This window comes from Sporanaerobacter sp. PP17-6a, from assembly GCF_900095615.1.
GTDB classification, from domain to species: domain Bacteria; phylum Bacillota; class Clostridia; order Tissierellales; family Acidilutibacteraceae; genus Acidilutibacter; species Acidilutibacter cellobiosedens.
In genome coordinates this window covers 1-25734 of sequence record NZ_FMIF01000006.1, presented here as the reverse complement: position 1 = coordinate 25734, position 25734 = coordinate 1, and the positions used below count along the sequence as shown (strand labels likewise).

Below are 25734 nucleotides of genomic sequence, written 5' to 3'. Positions count from 1 at the left end.
GATTAATAAATGATATAATATGTTTCATACAATAAATTTGGGAGGAAATATATGAAAAAACACAAAAAAGGCAAATATATCTTTTGGGGAATTGTTGTAATTTTGATCCTGGCTGTATCAATTAACTGGAGAAAAATCAAATTCACCTTTGAAATGATTTCCGCTTACAAAAATGCGGAAGAAAATAAACCGGATGATTCTTCTTCCGAAGGCGAAAACAAAAATCCCGATGATATTGAAAACCCCATACTCAAGGTAATCGAATCGGAAACCGGGAAGAAGGATTCCCAAAACCCGGATAGTACAACCGACAATACGGGAGAAAACACAAATACCGATGATTCCGGTAAGTCACAAGGTAATGGCAAAGATGATGCTGCTTATATCGGAATTTTGGAAGAATACAACGGCAAATTCGAAAAACTTCAAAGCGAATACGAGGGAAACCTCGATTCCGTAATAAGCGGAGCATATCAAGAATATAAGTCGGGAAATATATCAAATGCAAAATTGGCAGCTAAATATATATCTGAAGGTTCCCAGTTGGAAAAGGAATGTGATGCAAAATTCAATTCTCTTATAAAGGAAATCGAGGGAGAATTAAAGAACAAGAATTATGATACAAGCATTATCAATGATTTAAAAGACTATTATAATTCCTATAAAAGCTCCAGAAGAGAAGAATTGATGAGTAAGGCAAGAAGTTACATGAAATAATATAAAGCAGGGGAAATTTCCTCTGCTTTATATTTTATACTGATATTTATTTGTTATATGCTCTGTATATAACTGTTGCCGCTTCCGCTCTTGTAGCCGGATTTTCGGGATTGAAGGAACCATTGTCACCATTCATCAGTCCCGCTTTAACAACTTCTGCTACGGCTTCTCTTGCCCATGATGGGATAGAATCCGCATCCGCAAATACGGTCAATTCTTTTGCCACATCTTCTTCCGTCAGTTCTTCGTCTGTTAAGCTGCTCAGCATTACAGCCATTTCTGTTCTTGATATTTCTTTATTCGGCTTAAAGCTTCCGTCAGCATATCCCGAAGCAATTCCTAATTTCTTAGCCGTTGCAACATATAGTGCAAACCAGTCTCCTTCTGCCACATCGGTAAATGAGCCGTCATAGGCTTCAAGCTTTTCTTCAAGAGATGAAACGAGCATCTTGACGAATTGTGCTCTTGTAACTTTTTCTTCAGGTTTAAATGTTCCGTCTTCATATCCGTTTACTGCGTTTTTAGCTGCCATTGACTCTATATAATCCTTAGCCCAATGTCCTTCCAAATCGGTAAAGGATTTTGTTGATTCCAGGAATGCATATTTGCTGTAGTGTGAAAGTACAAGAACGGCTTTGTCATCCTTTATCTTTCCTGTTACAAATTCAAGTTTTCCTTCTGCTTCATTGAAATAGTAAACAGCCAATTTATCCTTGTCTCCAAGGCCTTTGACATTTACGGTTACGGTAACAGGTGAAGCAAATTCCGAAACCTTTGCGGTATCTTTGCCGGATGTAATTTCCAGGGAAAGTTCTACAACTTTCTTTGCATTTCCCAATTCTCCCGCAGCAGCCGCAACCGATTCTACATCTCCTTCGGCGGATTTAAACTGTATCTTTGCGCCTGAAGGTATTTCTATACCCTTTAAAGCATCGGACGGTATTAAATATTGAATATCCCCTGCATTTATTTCCAGAGAAATATTGTTATCTGAAATAGCTTCCGCAATCTTTGAGGAAAGTACAAAGGAAACATTAACTCCCTCTACATTTTCAATATCTACAACCGCTTTTCCTTCCTTGTCACTGCCTATGGATTTTCTCAGGTTCTTTATTCCCGCAACCAAATCATATTCTTTCAATGTAACCGTAGCTGTTCCGTCTTTTGTCTGTACGGAAACATTGTCCTTTCCGAATTCTACTGCTGATTCTTCTTTATCAACTTTGCCCGTTTGTGTTACAGGTACGTCGGCATCAGAGTTAGATGACCTTCCGCTGCTGCCTGATGAGCCTTCGTCGGACGGAGCTGTATATGAAATATAATTAGCGCCTAATTCTAAGAAAAATGATTTAATGACTTCATTAGTTCCACCCGGAATTATCTTTGTATTAAAATCATTTTCCAAATCATCGGTGGTTTTAACAACAACATCTTTTACCGAAACTGAACTAACTTTAGCTTCTTCTTTCAAATAAGTATTTTGTATTTCTTCAACATCACTGGTTAATCCGCTGCCTATGCTGAATTCCAATTTTTTTGATGACGTTTCTTTTACTGTTAGGTTATCAATTACAGCCTTATACAAATCTAATGCAAAATCTATTTTTTTATTTTTATTTAGTAATACTGTTGTATTCCACTTATCTATTAATTCTCCATATTCAGTAGTTATTGTAGTTCTTAAACCGTTAATATAAGCTAAAGAATCGTTATGATTTGCAGTTAATTTTCCACCTAAATCATCAATCAAATTAGATATTTCGCTCTCATTGCTTAACCACGCTTGCACATCTTCTGTTATATCTTTTACATTTCCGTCTACTTCTAATCCGAACTTATCTTTTAAAGTTTCTTTTTGAGTTTCGCTAAGATTGGATTTAAACTTATTCAGTGCCGAATTACAAAAATCTTCGTCAACTCTCTTAACTGCATTCTTTAAATTTTCAGGATACTTTCCTGCAACTCCTCCAAACTTATCTTTAAGTTCGTCAAATATCGCCTGATTATCATTTCCTTCCGCAAATGCTCCCATGGGTATTACCATCGATAAGATCATGGTCAATGCCAACAAAATCGATAAGTACTTCTTCATATTCCTTTAAACCTCCTTAAAATATGTTATTAAAACAACAAACTTCCTTTAAACTCACCTCCAATATAATAATCGTCACATAACGCTATTGCTTTTATTTATTTAATATATCAAACAGCCTTTTAATTGTAACAGCTGCTTCTTCCCTCGTTGCAAAATCCTTAGGATTAAGCGTATCCTCTGTTTTCCCTTCAACGATGCCGTATTTCACCGCATACACCATATGAAGTGCGGCCCAAGGAGAAACTTCTCCTTTGTCTTTAAAATCATCCAGGCTCTTTCCCGTGTCCTTTAGTGTAAAGGTAAGGCCTTTATCGTTTAATATCCTCATAACTATTGTTATCATCTGTTCCCTTGTTACCCTATTCTTGGGCGAGAAGGAATCGGGACCCGTACCTGTGATTATTCCGTTATCATAAGCACTCTTTACTGCATTGTAGAACCAGTCTCCTTCTTTTATGTCCTTAAAGGGCATGGCGTTCTTGGCTTTGGGTTCAAGTTTTAAAAGTCTCTGTATGAGCGTAACGAATTCGGCTCTCGTCAGCTCTCCCGACGGATCGAAGGTTTCCTTTGTCCTCCCGGTGATTATCCCTCTTTGAGCTAAGAATACAATTGCATCCTTTCCCTTTGAATTGCCTATATCCTTGAAATAAACTTCTAAAAGTTTTTCTTCATCCTTTTTACCTTCGGCCAACGGTACAACCGGAGCCGTGCTCCCTCCGTTTCCTTCGGAAGGATTGCCTTCATTATTTGAAATATCGGATTTATCCCCTTCTTCATAGCTGTATATAAGAGATTTAATAGCTGAAGTATTTCCCTCTCCGATGTAGTCGGCCAATTTGACACGGTCTTCTTTGCTCCATTTGTTCAGTCTGTCCAGCTCCGACTTTACATCATTCAAACTGTATCCGTGATCTTTCAGCTGTTCTTCCTGACTGTCGCTGATAAATGTACTTAAATCCCTCTTAAGTTTGCTTACACCTTCATCGTCTTCCATATAAATCTTTAAGGCTTCTCCTGCCGCTTGTCTGTCACCGTCTTCCATATCCGAAAGTTTGCTTAGAAAAAGTTCCAAAGCGCCTTCATTCAGATCCTCGGCAAAAGCCTCCCCGCCCGGGAGTACATATGTAAACAGAAGCCCAAATATCAACATAAACAATAATATATTCTTTTTCATATTCATCCTCCTTTAAAATAAACTTACTTTTGATTTCAGTCTGAACAATATGCCTTTCTTTCTGCCTTCATATTTTTTCGGCTCTTCAAAGATTATGTCCTTATTTTCAAGAAGAGCTTTACTGTTCGTAAAGGTAATTTTTTCAAATTCCTTCTCGGAAACAATCCCTTTCAATATCTCCAGGCTCTTTCCCACTTCCGGAGAACGCCCTTCGTCAGAATGGGCATCCGTCCCCACAAACTGATACATACCGCAAGCCGCCAATATCTCGGCTGTATTCATTGCCTTATCCCCATACATTCCCTCCAAACTTCTTATGTTCATCTGAGCTAATGCTCCGAGTCTTATGTATTCATATAAAACATTGGGGTCATCCTGAATCTTTTTATATCTTTCGGGATGGGCGATTACGGGAATGTATCCCTTCATCAGGAATTCATATATTACATTTTCCATATGAACATAATCGTTAGCCATGGCCAGTTCTATAAGAACATATTTGGAACCGTTCAGAGAGCCGACTCTGCCCTCTTCAAGATATTTCATGATATCGGGGGATAAAAATATTTCCTGTCCCAGATATACTTTCAAATCTATATTTTCTCTTTGGAGAACATCTTTAAATTTTTCGCAAACAACCTTGTTTTCTTCAAAGGTACTGAACTGATCCCCCTCAATATAATGGGGAGTAGCTATGATTTCTTTTATGCCGTTTTTCAAATAAATCTTTGCCATCTCAACGGACATTGCCATGTTCTTTGAACCGTCATCCACATCGGGAAGTATATGGCAATGCAAATCAATCATTGTTCTTCCTCCTCTTCTTCACTCTTTTTCCTTTTCTGCCGGAATCATCATTATAGTACGAATATCTGTAATATTGATATCTGTAATATCCTCCCCTCTCCTTTATGGGAACTTTGTTTAAGACCACTCCCAATATGTTGGCGTTAACCTTGTTAAGGAGTGCCTTAGTGGATTTTGCTCCTTCCACATCCGTTTCCCCCACGGCGCAGACGAAAATCGTTCCGTCTACGATAGACGAAAGAATAGCCGCATCCGTTACCATTCCTACGGGGGAAGCATCCACCAATACTATATCGTAATCTTCCTTTACCCGGTTCAAAAAATTCTTCATCTTCTGGGAACCGATAAGTTCGGCGGGATTCGGCGGGATAGGACCGGAAGTAATGATATCCAACCCTGAAACAATTTCGGTTGTTTTAATTGCTTCATTATAATCCAAGTTTCCTGCAATAATATTTGTAAGCCCCTCCCCGTTGTGTATCCTGAAAAAAGTATGTACCTTGGGCTTTCTTAGATCACAATCTATGAGAAGAACTTTCTTTTCCGCCTGAGCCATAGTAACCGCAGTATTTACCGTAACGGTACTTTTCCCTTCTCCCGGCCCAAAAGAAGTTACAACTATGCTCTTTATAGTCTTATCAATACTTGAAAACTGAATATTTGTCCTCAAGGTCCTGTAGGCTTCCGCCGTAGGAGATTTCGGATTTTCATAGGTAATTATTTTAGATCTTGCCATATCTTCACCTCAATAAAACTAATTGTTTTCATCAAATTTGGGAATAGTCCCTATGACGGATAAACCTAAATATTTTTGAACATCTTCCTGGGTTTTTATGGTATTGTCAAAATATTCAAGGATAAACGCCAGAAATATCCCTGCCATCAATCCCAGGACTCCGGCTATGGCCATATTTAAAAGGGGCCTCGGCTTGACGGGTTTGTCCGTGACCTGTGCTCTGTCTATGATCTGAACATTTTCTATATTCATTATATCTTTGACTTTGTCCATAAAAACTTCCGCCGTCTTGTTGGCAATAGCCGCAGCAAGCTCAGGGTCTCCGTCCGTGACTTCTATTTTAATAATTTCGGTATCCTTAACAAGGTTTACATTGACCTTATCCTTAAACTCGTCAAAGGGTATATCAAGCTTTAAATCCCTTATTACATCGTCTGCAACAACTCTGCTCTTTACCAGTTCTCCATAGGTGGTAACAAGCTGCTGGTTAACCATTATTTCGTTGTAATCCAACTGCTGGTTTGTATTCTGATAATCCTTGGGCCTGCCTACCATCAACGTAGTAAATGTTTGGTATTCCGGCTTAAGGACATAAAAACTGATTATACCGCTTGCACCTATGCACATAACTGTAAGCAATAAAATAAGCCATAATCTTTTTATGAGAACAAAAAAATATTCCCTTAAGCTTATTTCCTCTTCCAATTCATGTTTCCCCCTTTACCTATTAATATTAATCGAACAAAAACCGATATATATTATGATTATATTACAACTTTCGATAAATTTATATATAAAACTTTAGGCCTATTTGACTTAAACAAAATTATGTGTATAATTTAATTGTCGATAAATGTATTTTCTTGATGTATTAAGGAGGCCATAGCATTGACATTTTTCAAAGCTGTTAAAAAAATTTCAACAAGAAAAAAGATAAACGGATACTATGAATCAAGCTATTTACTGACTCGAAAGGAAAAGGAAAGCATAATAATAAGTCTCTTTCTAATTATGGTCCCTTTCCTCATCTCGTTAATAATTATCGGTGTGAACTGATCTGATTTAAGGTCACAGCTGTTTCATCTTTAATTGGCATATATTTGTCATTACTGTACATATTTGTTTTGTAAGCAGGAACCATGACTTTCAGCAAGGATATCACCTGGTCATTGGTTCCCGCTTCTATAGCTGTCCTTAATCTTTGAATATTCATCTCCAGTCCGTCGAATCCGTCGGCCAGAGGCTTTTCAATATATATCTTGTCATGTTCCGTCTTGCTCACTCTTTCCTTATTCAAAAGAAACTCTTCAAAAAGTTTTTCGCCCGGCCTCAACCCTATTATTTTAATGGGAATATCCGTTTCCGGCTCAAAACCCGACAGCCTGATCAGATCTCTTGCCAAATCAACGATCTTTATTGGCTCTCCCATATCCAGTACAAATATCTCTCCTCCTTTTGCCATGGAACCTGCCTGAAGCACCAACTGGCAAGCCTCCGGTATCGTCATGAAATACCTCGTGATATTTTTATGAGTTACGGTAACCGGACCGCCCTCGGCGATTTGCTTTTTAAAAAGAGGTATTACGCTTCCGTTGCTTCCCAAAACATTTCCGAATCTTACCGCTACAAATTCTGTATTGCTTGTCTTATCCATAGACTGAATTATTTTTTCGCATACCCTCTTTGTGGCACCCATCACACTTGTGGGATTGACAGCTTTATCGGTGGATATAAGGACAAACTTTTTTACATCGTATTTGTCTGCCGCCTGAACCACGTTCAGAGTCCCGAATATATTATTCTTTACGGCCTCAATAGGATTTTCTTCCATCAGGGGAACATGCTTATAGGCTGCCGCATGAAATATAACATCAGGTCTCTCATTTCTGATTACTTCTTCAGTTTTCTTTTTGTCCCTGACAGACGAAATAATAATTTTTAAATTTAAGTTTTTATAATCTTTTTTAAGCTCGTTTTGAATATCATAGGCGTTATTCTCATACATATCAAGGATTATAAGTTTTCCGGGCAAAAATCTGGCAATTTGCCTGCAGAGCTCGGAGCCGATAGATCCCCCTCCTCCTGTGACAAGAATTTTCTTTCCTTTTATATATCCGCATATATCCTCCATATTCAGTTTGGTTTCCTCCCTGCCGAGCAAATCATCGATATCCACATCTCTGATCTTTGAAACGCTTACCTTTCCGTCAATCAATTCGTATACTCCCGGAAGAATCCTTATCCTGCATTTGGTCTTTCTGCATTCGTCCACTATATCCCTTATCTGTTTTCTCTTTGCGGAGGGAATCGATATGATTATCTCATCGACTTTCATCTTATTACATATGTACCCTATATCTGACCTGTTCCCCACAACCGGCACTCCGTTAATGCTCTGTCCGATCTTTTTCTGTTATCGTCTATTATTGCCACGGGTTTACTTTTAAGAGCATCGTGGTTTCTCAGTTCTTTTATAACCATGGCCCCAGCGGAACCCGCACCTACGATCAACACCCTTTTGCTGCCGGACTCTGAAAAAATATTGTTTTTAAATCTTCTGAAAGCTCTGTAAATAAATCTGTGCCCTCCTATAAGCATCATGTCTGAAAGGGTTACCATAATATATACACTTATAGGCAAATAAGACGACATCAACGTTAAATATCCGATAACTATAATATTGGATGTAAGCGATGCCGCCACCACTTCAAAAAGCTCATCAACACTGGCATATTCCCATAAGCTCTTGTATAATTTGAAAAAATAAAAAACGGTTAATTTAATAATAGTAATTATAATAGCATTGTTTAGATAAACCTTAAAGATTTGAGGATCTATATTGCCCTCAAATCTAAGAGCCATTGCAATGATGTAGGACGCGTTTAAGAGCAAAATATCGCAAACAATCATTGCGATTTTTCTTCTTGTCATTAATAATCCTCCCCTTGGAATTCCCTGTATAATTTTTTTTAAACTCCAAATATCATTATATCAATATTTTAGACGGCATTCAATATAAAAATAGATAAATCTACAGTTTTAGGCAAATTAATACAAAAATAAAAATCGCCTTATTCCTGATAAACCAAGGACAAGGCGCATTAAAATTTTATATGTTTTTTATACATTTTCCTTTAAGTGAGAGATGTCTCCGTAGAGAATTATCTTTGAATTCTTTCCGTCAGTCTCGATTAAAGTCATGCTTGTATTTCTTATGGGAGGAATGTCCCAGATTTTATCTATGGGAAGATTCTCAAAATACAGCATAATAGACCTTAAAGCCACAGCATGGCTGACAATCAAAACATTTCCGGATTTATAATCCGATATTATTCTGTTTATAGCGGATACTGTCCTTTTTTGAAGCTGGAGAAAAGTTTCTCCCCCGTTTTCGGCTTTATATAGAGCCGGATTTCTTTTATATTCAATAAATTCTTCCGAATCCCTGATATTCTTCAAAAATTCTCCGTCCCAACTTCCGTAACCCAATTCCCTCAAATCGGGTTCCTCTTTTATTTCTACATTTCTGTCCCGAAGTATGAGTCTGGTTGTGTCTATGGCCCTTTTTGTAGGGCTTGAAAATGCTATATCAAAATCCGTATTCCTTAATCTTTCCCCCAAGAGAACAGCACTGTCTATACCTTCCTGTGTAAGATCCGAATTCCCCCAGCCCTGAATTCTGCCGATGATATTCCATTCCGTTTGTCCGTGTCTTACCAAATATAATTTAGTCATATAAATTCTCCTCACCATATATTATTTCAATAATTAATCCCTAAAAAACAACAAAATGAAACTCCGGTTAAAACCGTTATAACCGGAATTTCAGATTTTTTATATATCTTCTATTTTCCCTCTGCATTCAAAATTTCATTCCATATGTTAAGATTTATCCCTTCATCTTCATAATCGGGAATGGTACCTAACCTCCATAAGGATATTCCGTTAACTCCAAAAAGCTTTGCCATATTTATTTTATCCGTTACGCTGTTTTCATTTTCATACCATACTATATTATCCGTTTCATCTTCGGAATTATGGTACTTCAGATAAGCATTCCCGAAAACGTACTGTTTTTCTACAGAACTGTCTTCCGCCATTCTTTTTCTGATCAATTCATAGCCGGGGTGATATGGAATGTCATTCATAATCTTCCCGTCCTTAATCTTCCACTGAACCGAGTCAAATGATATTTGCAGAAGTATTTTATTCTTATCACGAACTCCCGTATTTTCATCTGTGATTTCTTTTAATCCGTAATATATATCATCCATAGGTGTCAAAGGTGTATTGGAATAAAAACTGTCCCTTTCATTTTCCTTTAAGCTTTTCGGATAATAATCATGAGCCATGAGAATTACCTTATCCGCCACTTCTCCTATATATCTATAGTCATAAGCATCATAATACGCTAAAGGAGGCTTCATTTTAGGAGGTACCGTTACATAAAGGCTCTTGTTGTATTTATTCAGCTCTGCCTTTAGCTCCGATAAGAAGGTATTGAATCCGGATTTCAATTCTTCTCCTTTCATATTTTCAAAATCTATTACCACTCCGCTAAAGGAAGTTTCTATCTTCTTTACGATTTGATCTACGGCTTTTTTTCTCCCCTCATCCTTTGTCAGCACATACTTCAATGTATTCTGATCATTTGAAAACACCGTAAGTTGGTCTGAAACCTTATTATCCTTTGCGATACTTAGAGGTTCCGAAAATCCTTCAGGAAATCCGAAGGAATTATTTTCATCTCTGGTTGTATTTAACACAACTTTATTTTGCGATTCGTCCCCTTCCAATCTGCTCCATCCAAATCCCACGGAATTCAAATCTTTTATCATATCCTTCTGGGAATAAGAATCTATAGCATAAAAACCGTTTAAATAACTTACAGGCTTGGAAATTTTCTCATATATTCTGCCTAATACTGTGGCTCCCTCTTCTCTTGATACTGCCCTGTCCGGATTAAATTTATTGTTGCTTCCGGTCATCAGATTCAAATCTTTTACAACGGATATGTATCCAAAATCATCTTTTACGTCATCATAGGGAAGAAGTTTTTCATTTGATTTAATATCAACTTTAAAAGCTAAGCTATCTAATTGTAATGACTTTACAATTAGTTCAGCCATTTCCTTTCTTGTAAGTAAAGATTGGTTTTCATCGGAATTTAACACTGCAGCCAGATTTATATTAATGACTTTTTCAAGCCATGTGATAAATTCTCCCTTTGTTAAAGACTTCCCCATCCCGAAATTTTCTTCATCTATTCCCTTGATTATATTCAGATTCTTAAGCTCATAGATATATTTTTCCGCCCAGTGGCCTTTAGGCACATCTTTAAAATAATTTTCTTCCGTATCCGCGAAGGTTGTCCCTCCTGCCGATAAAAGAGCAAAGATAAGTACTGCGGATATTACTTTTAATAATGCTTTTCTCATAGATTCTCCCCCTTGTAGATTTAATTTTACTTTTATTATATCATATTATTCTATTTAAAATAAAGACCATAATATAGTATAATATTTATAAAGGGACTTATGTTGAAGCATTAACACGTTAAAAAGCCTTTTGAAAAATATCATTTAACGAAAAATTTACATTAAGATAAATCAGAATTTTTCTATGGGGTATAATAAATTTTAGGAGGCATTCGATGAAAAAATTCATAAAAAAAACTATCTCTTTCTTTTTGATAGGAATTATGGCATTATCCTTATCCGCATGTGGCCAAGAGGAAATGGAGATATCGGATTCTGAAGCGGAAGAAGGGTATGTAGGGTTTAAGGATTTGGGATTTAAATTTAAAATGGGCGATACCTGGAAAGAAAAAGAGGATAACATAGTGCTATTCGGTTTGGGAAATCCTGATGATGAGAATGAACCCATGCTCGGGGGAATAGTATACGGATATATATCAAACGATTTAATAGACCAATATTACGATGCTGTTGAAAATATAAAAGATGAAGACAAATTAAACGATAAAAAGGGAGAAATCTTTTCTCATGTCAGAAACATATTTGCAATATCCGTATTCAAAAAAAATGTGACCCCTAAAAATGATGAAGTGGCGGAATTAACAACCCTTAAAAACAACGTTAAAATCAATGAAAAATCCGGGTATACTTTTTATTTTTCTTACGAGGATTTTGACGACTCCGGCCTATCTGAAGAAGACAAAAAAGAATATAAGGCATTATATGATGACATAAAAAATATTCAAAAATCCATTACTACCTATAAACCGGTAGCTACCGAAAAAGCTGCTAATTCCATTGAAAATTCTGACTTTGCAGGCGGTGGAGAAAGGAAATATTATGAAAATTGATTTTACTTATACAAAGAAAGATATCGACTATGTTTCGGGATATATATTTAAAGGAAAAAGCTATAGATGCAGCTATATAAGATACAAATCCCTCTACAGAAATCCCGCGCCGGGAACCGAAAATGTTGAAATCTATAATTTTGAACCGAAGAAAGACCCGAGAGCATCTACTGTTATTCTCCATGGTCTTGGAAGCAGGAATATCAAATTTTTATTATGGATTGGTCCTCACCTTGCATCTGCGGGAGTTAATACCTCTATAATCATTCTTCCGGGAAATTATACCCGAGTGGAAAACAATTCTGTAAGCGGAAGGAGCTATCTGTATCCTGACATAGACATCATGTACCAATTTTGGGAACACGGAGTTGTCGATGTCTTAAGTACTATAGATCTTCTTTCCCAAAAAAATTTATGGAAGGAAAACAATGTTGTAATGGGATACTGTTTGGGCGGAATGATAGGAACGATTGCGGGTGCTTTAGACGAAAGAATTAATCACAAACTGTTCATAACGACAGGAGGTTATCTTCCGAAAATAATCCATAAATCCCCGGCTACTGCTTTTGCAAGAGCTTTATTAAATAATGGATATAAGGATCCTTATTATTTAAATGACGAGGAAAGATTATACAAAATATATAAGGATGAATTTCCCTCAGTGAAAAAAATGTCCTTTTCGGAAATAGTGAAAGATGAAAATATTCATCCTTTATTTAAAATAGATCCAATATCCTATGCTCACTTATTGGATATGTCAACGGTCACTTTCATTGATGCGCTGTTTGATACTACCTTGCCGTTAAAATCACGGAGGGTTCTTTATAATGAAATGGAAGGAGCAAAACGAAAAATGCTTCCCATCAACCATAATATTTGGCTTCCCTTCGAATTTGTATTGGCAAGATATATTCTCCACAAATTAAACGTTTATGACAGAAACGCGAGAAAAGCACTCTTCAGACCGGAAAGAGTGGAAAATCCCCTAACCGGAATGCATATAAAATAATTTTTAATACGGGAGAATAAAATGGAAAAATTTAAAAAAAGTATCAAAAAATCTTATTTCTATGTCAATAAGCTCTATATCTTTATAACGTTTGTTCTCTTAGTTTCTATCGATTTTTCTTTGGGCTTTTATTATTTCCTTCTATCCGTCTTCATGTTTTGTTTAAGGATTTTAAATGCTCATATTCCCATAATGCCTAAAAAACCTATTTATTATGTCACTTATACTTATAAGCAAACCGGGAGACGTCATTTAAAAATGGATATATGGTATCCCCAAAATTTTGGAGAAACAAAATACCCCTTGGTTTTTTTCTGTCACGGCGGCGGGTGGATATCGGGATTCAGAAATCAAAAAAATAATGTTTCATGGTGTAAGTACCTTGCGTCAAATGGCCTATGCGTATCGTCAATCGACTACCGATACGGGCTTAAAAGCAGCATGAATGATATATTGTTTGACTATACGGATGCTTTGGACTTTATAAAATATAACAGCGAAAAATTAAAGGTAGACAAAGAAAAAATTGTTTTGATGGGATTATCCGCTGGAGGGCATCTCTCATTATTATATTCAGCTTATAATTCCTATAGGAAAGATAAAGAAAAAATGGAAGGAATAAAGGGAGTCGTTGCATATTATTCTCCCTCTGATCTAAAGGATATATTTACTCCTGAAAATAAGTCATTATTTGCCAGATTTTCAACTAAGAAAACCTTAAAAGTAGACCCTAAGAGCAAAAATGAAATACTTGATTCTTATTCTCCTATCAATTGGGTAAGTTCAAATATGATTCCCTGTTTTTTAGCTCATGGAAAGGAAGATGATACGGTACCATATTCATCTTCCCAAAAATTTTACGATAAATTAAAGGAAAACGGCATAAATTGCTATTTCCTTACTCACGACAAAGGAGGGCACTCCTTTGATTCAACGTTTAAAGACGACCAAACCGTTTATATCCTTAATGAAACCTTAAATTTCATAAAATCTCTCTTCTTATAACCCATAGGGAAATCAAGATTTCATTAATATAAATTTCCCGTTAAATGGGTTTCAAGAAAAGCTTCCTTAATATAATATTTCAATAGAAGCTTTTCTTATAATCCATAGGGAAATCAAGCTTTTCTTATAAGTCTTATTCTTCGTTTATTTCTTGCCCTCCGTTTTTTAAAAACTCTTCTTCCCAGGTATAAACATATTTTCCCGTTGCCCATTCTGCCATCACTACCTGCTCTTCGGATTTTAATTTTACCTTTTTTAAGGGTTCTCCGAACAGCTCTCCGTCTCTTATCTCATATACCAAAAGATTGCCGGGAACTACTATTACAGCAATATCTTTATTAGGGGAAGTATAACCGTCTACAGCTTCCGGAACTTTTAACTTTATTCCGCTCCAAGGCACCGAAAGCTCATCATATGTTATAAGCTCCTGAGGAGTAACCGTTTTTATGTTAAAGTCTCCGTAATGATCCTGATTATTCTCGGAAATATTTATCCTGCCCTTCATTATCCAATGCCCGCTTCTCCTGGATAGCCCAAAACTTTCCTCATTAGGAACGATACCGATAAAATTATTTTTATGTTCAAAATTTTGGGCCGAGTACTTGGATGCGGCTTCCAAGAAGGCATTCTTCCCCGTTTCTCCGGCAATATCCGAAATTTTTATCGGATTGCTGTTTTCAATATTATCTATCGGGAGAACCTGGAGCAGATGTTTCCCATTAATGATTTTCTCAATGGATATATAGTTATTTCCGACGGCCAAAATATTTTTTAATGATTTTTCCTTTGCCGGTTCTTCAAGCTTTTTTCTCATGATGATATTTATTGTCGCATTTTTTTCATCATAATCCTCTTTGTTCTTAGAAGAATTTTTACTTATCTCCTTATTATAAGGCTTTGCATATAATTCATCAAAAGTTACATTGTCTTCGGTTCTTCTGTTTACTCCTACCTCCCAGAATCCGGTTTTTCTCGGAACAAACAAGTTGCTTCCCCGACAGGCATAGACCATAGATTTATTATAACTTCTTATCCATACCGTTTTATATGCCCAATGTTCCGATCCGTTATCATCATATTCTGGATACTTAAGCCCTATTAAAACTCCTGATTGGGGCGATTCTGTACCCTCGTCATTCATAATCTTCGCGCTTTGACTTTTTTCCGACAGGTATTCTTTTACATTCTGAGTATTTACATCCTCATCAAGCTTTTTTAAATAATAAAAAACTCCATCTATATTAACTACTATTTCATTATCATTGATTTTAATAAATTCATAAAAAAATTGTTCTTTGCTTATTATACTTACTATTTGTATTTTTTTACTGCTTATACCTAAATATTCCGGACTCACCTTATACTGATATAAAAGATAATCCGTACTGTTCACATTTTTTATTTTATAGGAAGGCTCCAAGGATAAATTATTTCCGATGCCTGCAACACTGCTATGAAAAATTGCTTTCTCTCCTATCATTGACTTCGCCTGTGCTTCCCATCCCCCCTTAGCATTCCCGTTTTTATAGCTTTCAATTTCCCATTTTCCCATGAGAGGTACGGTATTGTTTCTGGGTGCACTGATTTTTTCACTTGTTTCAATATTGTTTAGATTACATGAAGTAGTTTCTATTGTCAAAAGGAGCAATATCAAAATAATAATTACTTTTTTCATCGAGTCGATTCCTCCTTTAAAGGCAACCTGACAGATACTTTTGTTCCCACACCCTGCACGCTTTCAATACTCATAGTTCCCCCATGAAGCTTAACGATTTCATCACATATTGATAATCCCAGTCCGCTGTTAGATTTACTGTTTTTACCTTTATAAAATTTTTCTTTGACGTAAGGCATATCTTCCTCTGAAATTCCGCAACCCGTATCTTCAACGGAAAAATTTATAAAGGAACCTTCACTTTTGGCACTTAATTTTATTGTTCCTCCATCCGGAGTAAATTTGAAGGAATTATCTAACAGATTAATAAGGACTTGTTTAATCCTATCTTCATCGGCTATTATTCTCGGCATTTCCTCTTCACAATCAAGTTCAAATTTGATTAATCTCCCTTTGGACCTAGGCATTATCTGCTTCCCTATCTGTTTAATAGTATATCCCAAATCCATTTCTTCTTTGCTTAATGTAATTCTTCCCGAGGCAAACCTCGAAAAATCCAATAATTCTTCCACCATAGAAGATAATCTTTCGCTCTCCCTTTCAATAATCTCCAACCCGTCCTTAATCATATCGGCGTTTTTAATGTCTTCGGATTTTAATGTAATTGCCCATCCCTTAATAGAAGTCAGCGGAGTTCTCAGCTCATGAGATATTGATGATATAAAATCATTTTTGAGCTGTTCCTTTTTAACTAATTCTTCAGCCATATAATTTAAAGTATCTGAAAGTTTGCCTATTTCATCATCGTATCTTTTTTTACTTCTTATATTTAATTGGCTGTTAGCCATCTTTTCGGCTACCTTAGTCACTTCCCTTAAAGGCCTGACTATAGTGTTTGACAAAAACACACTTACAAGTCCCGATATAGATACTACGATAAGCCCAATCCATATAAGAATTATTGATATCTTGTTAATCGTCTTGTCTGTCTCTCTTAATGAAGATACAAATCTGATAACTCCAATTACTTTATTATCCATTCTAAGAGGGTAAGAAACAGACATGATAGGCTCATCATCATAGGAAACTTCTCCTGTCCATACTCCTTTCTCCCCTTTTAATGCTTCTACTACATCCTGAGTATTAATTTTATTTAAATCCGATACCCCTATAGAATCCATCAATATATTTCTATTCATATCTATTACCTGAACCTGTGCAGTAGTCTGCTGCCAAAAAACATCTACATCATCCATGATTATATCTTCCAATGAATAAGAAGAAAAATATTTGGAATAGAATTCAGCGGAAAACTGTATTTGGTTAGACAATATGTCCTCTATACTTTTATAATAATACTGCTTGACAGCATTTATCAAAAAAAATTCCAATATAAATACTGAAATAATAATTACAAGCATAAAATTTCCTACCAGCCTAGCTTTTATACTCCTCATTTTCTACAGCCTTTCACTTTTTATTTATAGCCCATCTATATCCTACGCCCCAAACCGTATCTATAATTTGGGGGTCACTAGGATTATCCTCCAACTTTGCCCTGAGTCTTCTTATATTTACATCTACGATTTTAGTATCTCCTACAAAGTCATAACCCCAAACTATATTCAATATTTCGTCTCTGCTAAATGCCTTGCCGGAATTTTCCATAAATAATTTAATGATGGAATATTCCGTCGGAGTAAGTTCTATCTCCCGGCCGTCTTTATAGAACTTCCTGGCATAAGAATCTATTTTAAAGGGACCATCAGATTCCACACCTGATTTATCATGTAAATGAAATTCCATTCTCCTAACTAAGGATTTAACTCTGAGAACCAATTCAATCGGATTAAAGGGTTTAGCCATATAATCATCCGTGCCATACTCAAGACCCGTAATTTTATCAATATCTTGACTTTTAGCAGTAAGCATTATTATTCCAATTTGGGCACATTCTTTCCTTAATATTTTACAAACTTCATATCCGTCAATTCCCGGAAGCATGATATCCAGAATCACCACATTAACATTTTCTTTCCTGACAATTTCTATTCCCTCTTCTCCGGAGCTTGCTTCAAAAACAGTAAAATTATTTCTTTCCAAATTAATTCTTATAAACTTTCTAATGGAATCTTCATCTTCAATTATTAAAATATTATTTTTTCTTTCTTTATTCACATTCCCACCTCTTAATCCTCCATTTATCTTTCTCTTTTATAATACCCCTATTTAATCTGTTCAAATTTATAACCTTGTTCAGTCAAATAATCTAAAATTGAAGGCAATGCTTCTAAAGTGGTCTTTTTCGTACCTAAATCATGCATAAGAACTATTATTTTCTTTTTATTTTTTGAAGTTTTTTTCAAATTTTCAAGAAGTTTTTCAACAGGAACATCATTCCCTGAGGCATCACCTATACTTACATTCCAATCATAGTATTTATAGCCTTCCTTTTCAGCAACTTCTCTGAAGAATTTTTTCTTCTCTCCGAAAGAACCTCCCGGGAATCTAATAATATTAGTATTAAAATTTTCTCCCAGTATGCCTTTAAGGACATCCTCGTTTTGTTTTAACTCTCCTAAAAATCCATCTCTGTCTTTATATATTTTATCATATTTATGAGAATAAGTGTGATTTCCTATAGTATGTCCTTCTTCATAAATTCTTTTAACAATATCGGGATGTTTCTCTGCATTATATCCGACTAAAAAGAAAGTGGCTTTTATATCCCTCTCTTTAAGCAGATCAAGAACCTTTGGGGTAATATTGGAAGAAGGTCCGTCATCAAAGGTCAGATATGCTATTTTATTTTCTTCCGATGGGTCTGAGATGGAACATTTTTCATCATCTTTAGTATCTTCCCCTGTATTTGTATTAGTATTTGTATTAGTATTTTTATTTGTATTGGTATTTACACTTGTATTTACTTTATCAGAAGGTTTTTCCTCTGGTTTTGTTGTTTCTTTGGATACCGGTACATTTTTTTCCGGAACAGTCTCTTTTTCATTACTTTTATCAATGACCCTTTTTTCTGGAACCGGCATATCCTTTTCCGGATGATCTTCCTTTACTGTTGTATCCGTACTATTCAAATTATTTGCTTCCGCCGACAATATCTTTTTATTTTCCATTCCGTATTTACTAAAAGAACCAGCGAAAATCAATGCTAAAATTATAATGATACCTAAACAAATCTTTCTCTTACGTCTCGCTAACACTCTGGAATTACCTATTGTCCCCCTCATTTTTTTGTCACCTCATGTTTTATTTTGTATCTAAAACTATAATATTACTTTTATACCCTATTAGAGGTTACAATTAAGTAAACTTAAGGTTACAATTAGGTTACAAAATACAACAGGTTAAATCTTAACGGTCAGTTATCCGAAAACAATTATTTTTTATTGTAATACTGGCAAAGAAGTTTGTCAAGAACTTGACTTAATCTTACAATCTCTTCGTCACTTAAGTCATATCCTTTTTCGTTTATTAAATCATAAAGTTTAAGTCTGACATTTTCTATTTTTCTCAAAAGGGACATTGCTTCACCTCTCTTGTCCAAAATTTATACCTCTCTTACCCAAAATTCATCCCTCTCTTTTCTACGAAATTTGATTTAACCTGTTGTATTATTGAAATTTTATAACATAAATTGAATAATTGGGATAAATAAATAAAAATTTGTTATAAAAAAGTTTTTATTAAGATATTAATATATTAAGGAAATTTTTTTGTAATAAATTCAACAGAAGATATAAACCCAGGTTATAAAAAAAATGCCCTTATAATATTGGGCATGTCTTATCTTTTATGAAAAAAAGGTATCTCCAGCTGCTAAAAAGTAGTTTTTGAACATCGCCTTTCTAATCAATGCAACCATCACCGTTTAATGATTTATTTAATTTTTTTATAGCTCGTTTTTCAATTCTTGATACATACGATCGTGAAATCCCCAGCATATCGGCAATTTCTCTCTGTGTCTTACATTCTCCATCGACAAGTCCGTACCTTAGCTCAACAATAACTTTCTCCCTATCTTTCAATACTTTATTTATTTTGGAATACAATTTCTTTACTTGTAATTTCAAATCCACTTGATCTATTATGTCATCTACGTCCGTTCCCAATATATCCATAAGTGAAATTTCATTGCCTTCAATATGATGGATATATAGATTATTTGTGGAGATTTCAATATGTTAGGGATGTTTTGTGAGATAAATGGGATGGGAAGAATAAAAATACCTATGTTTATTTTATTTAGCATAGGTGTTTTTTTAGTACATATGGGGTTCCTTATAGGTATTCTGATACGAGTTGTTCATATTCTTCTCTCACTCCCTTCAAATTGTTTCAATTCCTTATAGGTATTCTGATACGAGTGTAATCAACTTATTGCTTAGACATATGTCGATGTTTCAATTCCTTATAGGTATTCTGATACCCCGTCGCCAGCGGCATTGTATAGTCGTATTTTTTAGTTTCAATTCCTTATAGGTATTCTGATACTGTATATGAACGGGGGTTCGTATTCTTCCACTTCTTAGTTTCAATTCCTTATAGGTATTCTGATACTCATTTATGTATTGATATTACTATATTTCTCTTTTTTTGTCAAATCAGCAAATAGTATATGTTTATCACCTAATTTTGGTATACATATTGGATTTGCTTATCTTTATAAAAAAATAAATTATCGTCGAACCCCAGTAGTTTTTACATTATTAGAGGTCGACAATAAAAATTTCAACAAAAGGGCCCAAGTTAATGGACCCTTTCTAGAATTGGAACAAGAATAATCAAAATAGGAATTTTCATTCCCATATATAATATAAAGTTGGGAGAAGATTGGTTACTATGAGTTTGTCAAATTATTAATTTAAGATTTTTCTATTGTTATAGATTCACCACTTGCATGGTAAGCAAGCGGTGAATAAGAAAAAAACAGAGATTAGTCTATCTTATGAGATTATATAACACGTTATCACACATTAGACAATTCTGTAATATTTTTAATTAGTATTGAAATAGTCCCATCCGTATTATTAATAAATTCTATCTTACTATTGTCTCCATAATATTGTGCTGGAAGATCTATCTCTATTCCTGTATTTGTTTTTATCTTCTGCTTAATGAATTTCTTTTTTGCCACTTTCTCACTAACAGGAATAGTCTTCTCTTTAATTCCAATATCGCCAATCTGCTTTATGTACTCTTCTTTTAATTCTGAGTTTTGCTTAAAAGCATTGTTAGCAATTCTTTCAATATCTATTGATTCTGTTTTTTCAATACTGTCAGCAACTGCTTTATTAACTTCTCCGTATTTTAGGTAATCTTCTTTAAAATATTTGTTGTTAAATTCTCTATTAGCTTTAGTAAATAATTTAATCTTTTCGTTGGAAGATATTTGACTTGTGCACTTCAAAAAAAGGTTGGAAAAATAATACACACTTTCTCCATTTAGTTCATATTTTTTTTCTAATAATTTTATGTCCATATTATTTAAATTTATGATAGCACATTCCTCAATCTTTTGGTTTACTGATGGTAAAGTTGTTTTTTGTTTAATAATAGAGTTAACATTAATATTTCCATCTATCTGAACATGATGGATATAAGAACTTCTATAATTAAACTTCAAAATTGATAGATATAAAATATTATCCAAATCAAATAAACAGAAAATTAAATCGGCAGCAGGAATACTTTCGTATTTTATCATAATATCAAACAAAATCGTTGCAATTTGAGAGCTATTACGTTTAAAGTTTTCGTTATCATCATATATACTTTGGCACAATTTTTTTACATCATTTTCATCGTCTACAAACCGGGCACTTCTTAGTCTACTGTCATTAAGAATCTTTATAATATGTTTTTCAATAAAATCAATAATATCTTCATTCAACAAATGCTCTTTATCAGATAATATAGGAATTGTCAAATTACGATCAAGAATATGTAATATAATCTTTTTGATGTCAAAATTCATTTGTATCTTCATATTTACCTCCCCATAAATATTAAATTATCAATATATACATACATTATAAAAGTTTATATGTTTTAAATAAAATTAAGATATTCGGTTATTTGTTTTTTGAATCCGAATTAAATTTTTCCCTTAATTTATTTATTTTCTCCTCAGGAATCTTCTCGTCTATTCCTTTTATTGAATCTACTATAAATTTTAAATCTATAACAGATAATACAAAACTCCATAATCCTAATATTAAAAACAATATTTCTGCATGTACTAACCATATTTTAAAATCTTGATCTTGCCTTATGCTTATATTTAAAATAAGCAAAACCGAACAAAATATTGACAATATATTGAAAAGTATTCCAGCAAATACATTGGAATAAATCGATTCAATGATATCAGTTTTCATATAATCTTTAATTATTTTCTTATCACTAACACTTATTAATATACTTAGCCCCGTAAATAAAAATCCACCTATAATTGAGCAAATCGTTATTATGTTAAAATGTATATCATTAGTTTTTGAATTTATAATTTGAGATAAGCCAATACAATGAAATTTATTGGCAATCAAATATAATATTATAATAATTATAGTACTATCAACAACTTTTTTATATTTTCTATACATTTTAACTACATTCCTTTCTTAATTATATCTATTCGTCAATATTAACAAATCATCTTTATTATTCTCATATGATTCCTTAAGTACTTCTTTATAAATTTTCCCTTTTCTCTCAATATCCAAGGCAATTTTCTGATGATTTTCCGTATCATAATCTTTAACGTCTATGTTGTAATAAAAAACCTGTTCTTTTAAATCAAAATCTCGTGAGTTGAAATCATTGCCAGATCCTGTGATTTTAATATCCTTATATTCTTTTTCTTTTCTTAAAAAACTCTTGATTATATTAATTATATCTTCTTTAACGTTTGTTAAAAATCTGCGATTTTCATTTTTTACTATCAAAGTAATATATTTAGTATTAGTTTGCTCAAGTATTCTGATTTGTTCTCTATCCAATCCAAGCATTTCTTTATCTCTTAAAACCTGAGTATCAGGAACTGGAACAGTAAATGTAATCCTACTTAATATTGAACCATCCTTAAACAGTTTCTTATACGCACTTGGATTAGGTATAGGATTAATTTCTGTATAATATTTCTTACTATACTTAGTAATATTATTAAATATATATGCATCGGGCACAGATTGGCTTTTAACATATCCTAAAATTCCATCTTCATAATTGTATATGAAATAAGAACATAATTCTACACCTTTTTTCATAGTATCTTTACGAGATAAAACTTCATCAGAGCTTAATGTCCCATATTCTCTAATTTGCATAGAAGAATTATCTTTTACTTTTCCGATACGGCCAAATAAGTAATTTTCATTATTTTCTAAAATATCCATAGTAATTGATATTTCACTCTGATTTAATGATAACGATCTTATATTTTTGTTTTGCTTACTATAAGAGTCAAATATTTTATTAAATATTACTTTAATTTTTTTATACGATATTTCTTTTTTGGTTACATCTGAATATAATTTAACACAATAATAATATATTTTTTTCTTAGACATTAAATCACCCCTCTATAGAAATATTGATATTAAGTTATATACTTCTACAATAAGAGTGTTTTTCCTTCACTAGCAAAAAATATATCTTAAAATTCCAAATATTCGAACTGATGTTCGCATTATATAATAATATTATATCATAATTTTAAACATTTGATATATCCTTTAATATTTATTATTCAAAAAATAAACAAAGATCAAACGTTAATTCTGATCTTCTTTATCCTGCTCTCTGTATTATTTGCAGGATGCCTATAACATGATCTCTTATAAGCATCCCGCATAAAATCCGCCAATGGTAAAGGTGACCAAAACCACTGGCATTTCAATTCCTTATAGGTAAAATATTATAGTCACATAAATTTATATTAATGTATTTTTAGTATTAACAAAAACAAAATAATATATGCATTCTTATAGTATTAATCTATGCAAATCCTTTTCGCTTGAATTTCACAAGCTCATCAGTAGGTTAACCCCAGAAGGGGAGATGGCACCGACAATAGAAATTATATTATTTAAAATATTCAACACTTCATTCATACGCATCGCTCCCTTTAAATCATTAAGGAAAATGAACAAAAATAATATAAAGCCTGTCATCATCAGAATTGGTAAGCCATCTCCAATTAACAATTATTTGTTTCAACCTATATATTATAATATTATCTAGATAATAAATAAATTAATTTTAAATAGAAATTTATTATCTAAGACAATAGATTAGTTTAAAGTCAGCTAATCTTCTTACACGTCTTTAATAAACACTCCATGACTCAACTTCCTACTCGAATGTATCCCTTTCCCGCCAGCATAATTCATCTGAGTAGATCCGCCACCATCAAGGAATATTGCTCCGTCAAGATTGAGTTTTTCTACACAATTTCTGAATTCATACATAGAGCATTTTGGATGAACGAACAGATATGCCCTATCGCCTTTATATCCCATCCCTGTATGAGATGTTGTTCTGAGGATATCGTCCGGTATCTTTTCTAATGTTGGATTATAATCCGGAATCAGCATCCCTCCACCTATGCACCACTTGAAAGATTTATCTATTTCTTTGATATTATTTATTCTTTTTACCTCGATAGATCCGTCTTCATAGTAAATTATAGTTCCTCTTTTATATCCCTTTGGACTGTTTTGATATGAATTCGGACCTATAGCTTTATTTCCGTTACCAGCCAGTCCCCAAATAGATCTGGGCATATGTGCTTCCGAATTGTTTTGCCATGTACCATTGATACCATAGATACCGAATTGTCGAAGAGTTTTGCCTGGAAGTTTGGCTACATATACATTGTCAGGAGCAGTCTCTATAATCTTAAGGCCGTATTTCTCATAATACTCGCTCGAAGACTTAGCGATAGACTTTTCAACCTCGAATGTTTTTGCTATAGATTTAGCATACTTCTCAGGAGTTAATTTTTTCATATCATCAACATTATCTATAAAACAACCTTCTATAATCATTGCAGGGCATTTAGATAATTTTAAAGTATAGAAATCCTTGCTTACTTTAATGCCTCTATTTTTTAAACCAATATTTGTAGATATGCTATTACAAATCTTTTCTGCATATGTGTAAGACTTACTGGCTTTATCATAAATCCAACATTCAACTCCTGACCCGCCACCGGCATTAATATGAATATCTAAATATAAATCAGCATTGAATTCATCTGCTCTTTTACATCTTAAAATATGATGATCCTTTTTACATTTAAACTTTTCGTTATAAGGTGTAACGTTAATAACCGTATGGCCTTGAGACTTTAATATAGGAATCAATAAGGCAACAGTTTCATTTGTTATATCGGCTTCTCTTTTCCCGTTTCCTATAGCTCCACAATCAAATATACCATTATTATAAACATTATGGCCTGCTGATAGTGCTATCCTCATCTTTGCCATCTCCTTTGTCTTTTAGCTGAACCAAAGCATCTTTAAGCTTGCCTGGTATGGACACATCCAATTTTGCAGCATTCTCAAGTATGCTCAAGCCCTCCATAGCAACATAAAAATATATCACAATGGTTCTAAATATCCACTGCTGTCCAATCAATCTATCTAATAATACTGCTAATATAAGTATAATTAATATAGTAAACTTTTTCTTAAGCCCATTAAATCCTATTTTACTTGATAAATTTTTACCTTTGTAACCACACATAAGACCCATAATGTAATCTAAGGCCATACATGTAATTAATATTTTTAAACCAATTTCCCATCCTCCAAATAACCAAGTTAATAATGTTCCTATTCCTGCACCTGCAAAACCTATTTTTTCTGTTAAATCGTTCATTTTATCGCCTCCAAAATTAATTTAAATAATTTATAAATTCTTCTTTACATACGTGTTAATACGTGCTATAATATTTATAGAGAGTGAGGGAAGATAATGAAAACAAGTGAATTGTTAAAACTACTTAAAAGTAATGGAATTCGTCTTTACCGTCACGGGAAGAAACATGATATTTATTATAGTCCCATAACTGATAAGACCTTCCCGGTGCCAAGGCATAACACTGAAGTTGCCGGCGGCACTCTCAAAAGCATTTTAAAAGATGCAGGGTTGAAATAATCCTGCATCTAAATGAAAATAATATACTTAAGGAGGTGTATCATATGTCTAAATATTTATTTCCGGCAA

General features: G+C 33.8%; 25 protein-coding genes. 5 read left to right on the top strand and 20 right to left on the bottom strand.

Annotation, left to right across the window (positions count from 1 at the left end):
* Positions 1 to 51: 51 nt before the first annotated feature.
* Positions 52 to 717 (top strand): hypothetical protein, encoded by a 666-nt coding sequence (locus PP176A_RS04130; RefSeq protein ID WP_071139198.1) that lies wholly within the window; start codon positions 52 to 54, stop codon positions 715 to 717.
* 46 nt (positions 718 to 763) lie between these two features.
* Here the strand turns inward: PP176A_RS04130 and PP176A_RS04125 are convergent, their stop codons facing one another.
* The 9 genes from PP176A_RS04125 to PP176A_RS04085 form a co-directional block, all read right to left on the bottom strand.
* Positions 764 to 2809 (bottom strand): S-layer homology domain-containing protein, encoded by a 2046-nt coding sequence (locus tag PP176A_RS04125; protein ID WP_071139197.1) that lies wholly within the window; start codon positions 2807 to 2809, stop codon positions 764 to 766.
* 94 nt (positions 2810 to 2903) lie between these two features.
* Positions 2904 to 3986, bottom strand: coding sequence for an S-layer homology domain-containing protein (locus PP176A_RS04120; protein WP_071139196.1), 1083 nt, complete (start codon positions 3984 to 3986; stop codon positions 2904 to 2906).
* 12 nt (positions 3987 to 3998) lie between these two features.
* Positions 3999 to 4793 carry a tyrosine-protein phosphatase gene (locus PP176A_RS04115; protein ID WP_071139195.1) on the bottom strand — a complete coding sequence of 265 codons (795 nt, stop codon included), beginning with the start codon at positions 4791 to 4793 and terminating at the stop codon, positions 3999 to 4001.
* Positions 4786 to 5529 carry a CpsD/CapB family tyrosine-protein kinase gene (locus tag PP176A_RS04110; RefSeq protein ID WP_071139194.1) on the bottom strand — a complete coding sequence of 248 codons (744 nt, stop codon included), beginning with the start codon at positions 5527 to 5529 and terminating at the stop codon, positions 4786 to 4788. The genes PP176A_RS04115 and PP176A_RS04110 overlap by 8 nt, the downstream gene beginning before the upstream one ends.
* An 18-nt stretch (positions 5530 to 5547) precedes the next feature.
* Complete coding sequence (locus tag PP176A_RS04105; RefSeq protein ID WP_071139193.1) at positions 5548 to 6234, bottom strand: YveK family protein; 687 nt, start codon at positions 6232 to 6234, stop codon at positions 5548 to 5550.
* Between the two features lie 334 nt (positions 6235 to 6568).
* Positions 6569 to 7903 carry a polysaccharide biosynthesis protein gene (locus tag PP176A_RS04100; RefSeq protein ID WP_071139192.1) on the bottom strand — a complete coding sequence of 445 codons (1335 nt, stop codon included), beginning with the start codon at positions 7901 to 7903 and terminating at the stop codon, positions 6569 to 6571.
* A complete protein-coding gene (locus PP176A_RS16490) occupies positions 7882 to 8460 on the bottom strand; it encodes a hypothetical protein (protein WP_071139191.1) in 579 nt (192 codons plus the stop codon). Before PP176A_RS16490 ends, PP176A_RS04100 begins: the two co-directional genes overlap by 22 nt.
* Positions 8461 to 8649: 189 nt before the next feature.
* On the bottom strand, positions 8650 to 9264 hold the full coding sequence (locus PP176A_RS04090; protein WP_071139190.1) for a histidine phosphatase family protein: 615 nt from the start codon (positions 9262 to 9264) through the stop codon (positions 8650 to 8652).
* Positions 9265 to 9374: 110 nt separating this feature from the next.
* Positions 9375 to 10967 carry a glycosyl hydrolase family 18 protein gene (locus PP176A_RS04085; protein WP_071139189.1) on the bottom strand — a complete coding sequence of 531 codons (1593 nt, stop codon included), beginning with the start codon at positions 10965 to 10967 and terminating at the stop codon, positions 9375 to 9377.
* A 215-nt stretch (positions 10968 to 11182) separates the two neighbouring features.
* Between PP176A_RS04085 and PP176A_RS04080 the strand changes: the two genes are divergently transcribed.
* From PP176A_RS04080 to PP176A_RS04070, 3 genes are all read left to right on the top strand, one after another.
* Positions 11183 to 11857, top strand: a complete 675-nt coding sequence (locus PP176A_RS04080; RefSeq protein ID WP_071139188.1) for a hypothetical protein — start codon at positions 11183 to 11185, stop codon at positions 11855 to 11857.
* Positions 11847 to 12866 (top strand): alpha/beta hydrolase, encoded by a 1020-nt coding sequence (locus PP176A_RS04075; protein ID WP_071139187.1) that lies wholly within the window; start codon positions 11847 to 11849, stop codon positions 12864 to 12866. The genes PP176A_RS04080 and PP176A_RS04075 overlap by 11 nt, the downstream gene beginning before the upstream one ends.
* Before the next feature lie 258 nt (positions 12867 to 13124).
* Positions 13125 to 13871 carry an alpha/beta hydrolase fold domain-containing protein gene (locus PP176A_RS04070; RefSeq protein ID WP_159429031.1) on the top strand — a complete coding sequence of 249 codons (747 nt, stop codon included), beginning with the start codon at positions 13125 to 13127 and terminating at the stop codon, positions 13869 to 13871.
* Between the two features lie 133 nt (positions 13872 to 14004).
* Here PP176A_RS04070 and PP176A_RS04065 read toward each other — a convergent pair whose 3' ends face one another.
* The 11 genes from PP176A_RS04065 to PP176A_RS04020 all read right to left on the bottom strand — a co-directional run bounded on the left by PP176A_RS04065 (position 14005) and on the right by PP176A_RS04020 (position 25386).
* On the bottom strand, positions 14005 to 15546 hold the full coding sequence (locus tag PP176A_RS04065) for a hypothetical protein (protein ID WP_071139185.1): 1542 nt from the start codon (positions 15544 to 15546) through the stop codon (positions 14005 to 14007).
* Complete coding sequence (locus tag PP176A_RS04060; RefSeq protein ID WP_234958791.1) at positions 15543 to 16907, bottom strand: sensor histidine kinase; 1365 nt, start codon at positions 16905 to 16907, stop codon at positions 15543 to 15545. Before PP176A_RS04060 ends, PP176A_RS04065 begins: the two co-directional genes overlap by 4 nt.
* A gap of 49 nt (positions 16908 to 16956) precedes the next feature.
* On the bottom strand, positions 16957 to 17664 hold the full coding sequence (locus PP176A_RS04055; protein ID WP_071139183.1) for a response regulator transcription factor: 708 nt from the start codon (positions 17662 to 17664) through the stop codon (positions 16957 to 16959).
* Between the two features lie 47 nt (positions 17665 to 17711).
* Entirely contained in the window at positions 17712 to 18731 is a 1020-nt protein-coding gene (locus PP176A_RS04050; protein ID WP_071139182.1) for a polysaccharide deacetylase family protein, read from the bottom strand.
* A 149-nt stretch (positions 18732 to 18880) separates the two neighbouring features.
* The gene (locus PP176A_RS15790; protein WP_083381776.1) at positions 18881 to 19048 is read right to left on the bottom strand and encodes an aspartyl-phosphate phosphatase Spo0E family protein; all 168 of its coding nucleotides are present in this window, start codon (positions 19046 to 19048) and stop codon (positions 18881 to 18883) included.
* 301 nt (positions 19049 to 19349) lie between these two features.
* Positions 19350 to 19622, bottom strand: coding sequence for a sigma-70 family RNA polymerase sigma factor (locus tag PP176A_RS04045; RefSeq protein WP_083381775.1), 273 nt, complete (start codon positions 19620 to 19622; stop codon positions 19350 to 19352).
* Positions 19623 to 20470: 848 nt separating this feature from the next.
* A complete protein-coding gene (locus PP176A_RS04040) occupies positions 20471 to 21490 on the bottom strand; it encodes a nucleoid-associated protein (protein WP_083381774.1) in 1020 nt (339 codons plus the stop codon).
* An 85-nt stretch (positions 21491 to 21575) separates the two neighbouring features.
* The gene (locus PP176A_RS04035) at positions 21576 to 22106 is read right to left on the bottom strand and encodes a hypothetical protein (RefSeq protein WP_071139181.1); all 531 of its coding nucleotides are present in this window, start codon (positions 22104 to 22106) and stop codon (positions 21576 to 21578) included.
* 18 nt (positions 22107 to 22124) lie between these two features.
* Complete coding sequence (locus PP176A_RS04030; protein WP_071139180.1) at positions 22125 to 23072, bottom strand: hypothetical protein; 948 nt, start codon at positions 23070 to 23072, stop codon at positions 22125 to 22127.
* 747 nt (positions 23073 to 23819) lie between these two features.
* Positions 23820 to 24983: an N-acetylmuramoyl-L-alanine amidase gene (locus PP176A_RS04025; RefSeq protein WP_071139179.1), complete on the bottom strand. Its 1164-nt coding sequence runs from the start codon at positions 24981 to 24983 to the stop codon at positions 23820 to 23822.
* Positions 24955 to 25386, bottom strand: coding sequence for a phage holin family protein (locus tag PP176A_RS04020; RefSeq protein ID WP_071139178.1), 432 nt, complete (start codon positions 25384 to 25386; stop codon positions 24955 to 24957). The genes PP176A_RS04025 and PP176A_RS04020 overlap by 29 nt, the downstream gene beginning before the upstream one ends.
* A 96-nt stretch (positions 25387 to 25482) precedes the next feature.
* On the opposite strand from PP176A_RS04020, the gene PP176A_RS04015 reads away from it, so the two are divergent.
* Entirely contained in the window at positions 25483 to 25665 is a 183-nt protein-coding gene (locus PP176A_RS04015) for a type II toxin-antitoxin system HicA family toxin (protein WP_071139177.1), read from the top strand.
* Positions 25666 to 25734: the final 69 nt, after the last annotated feature.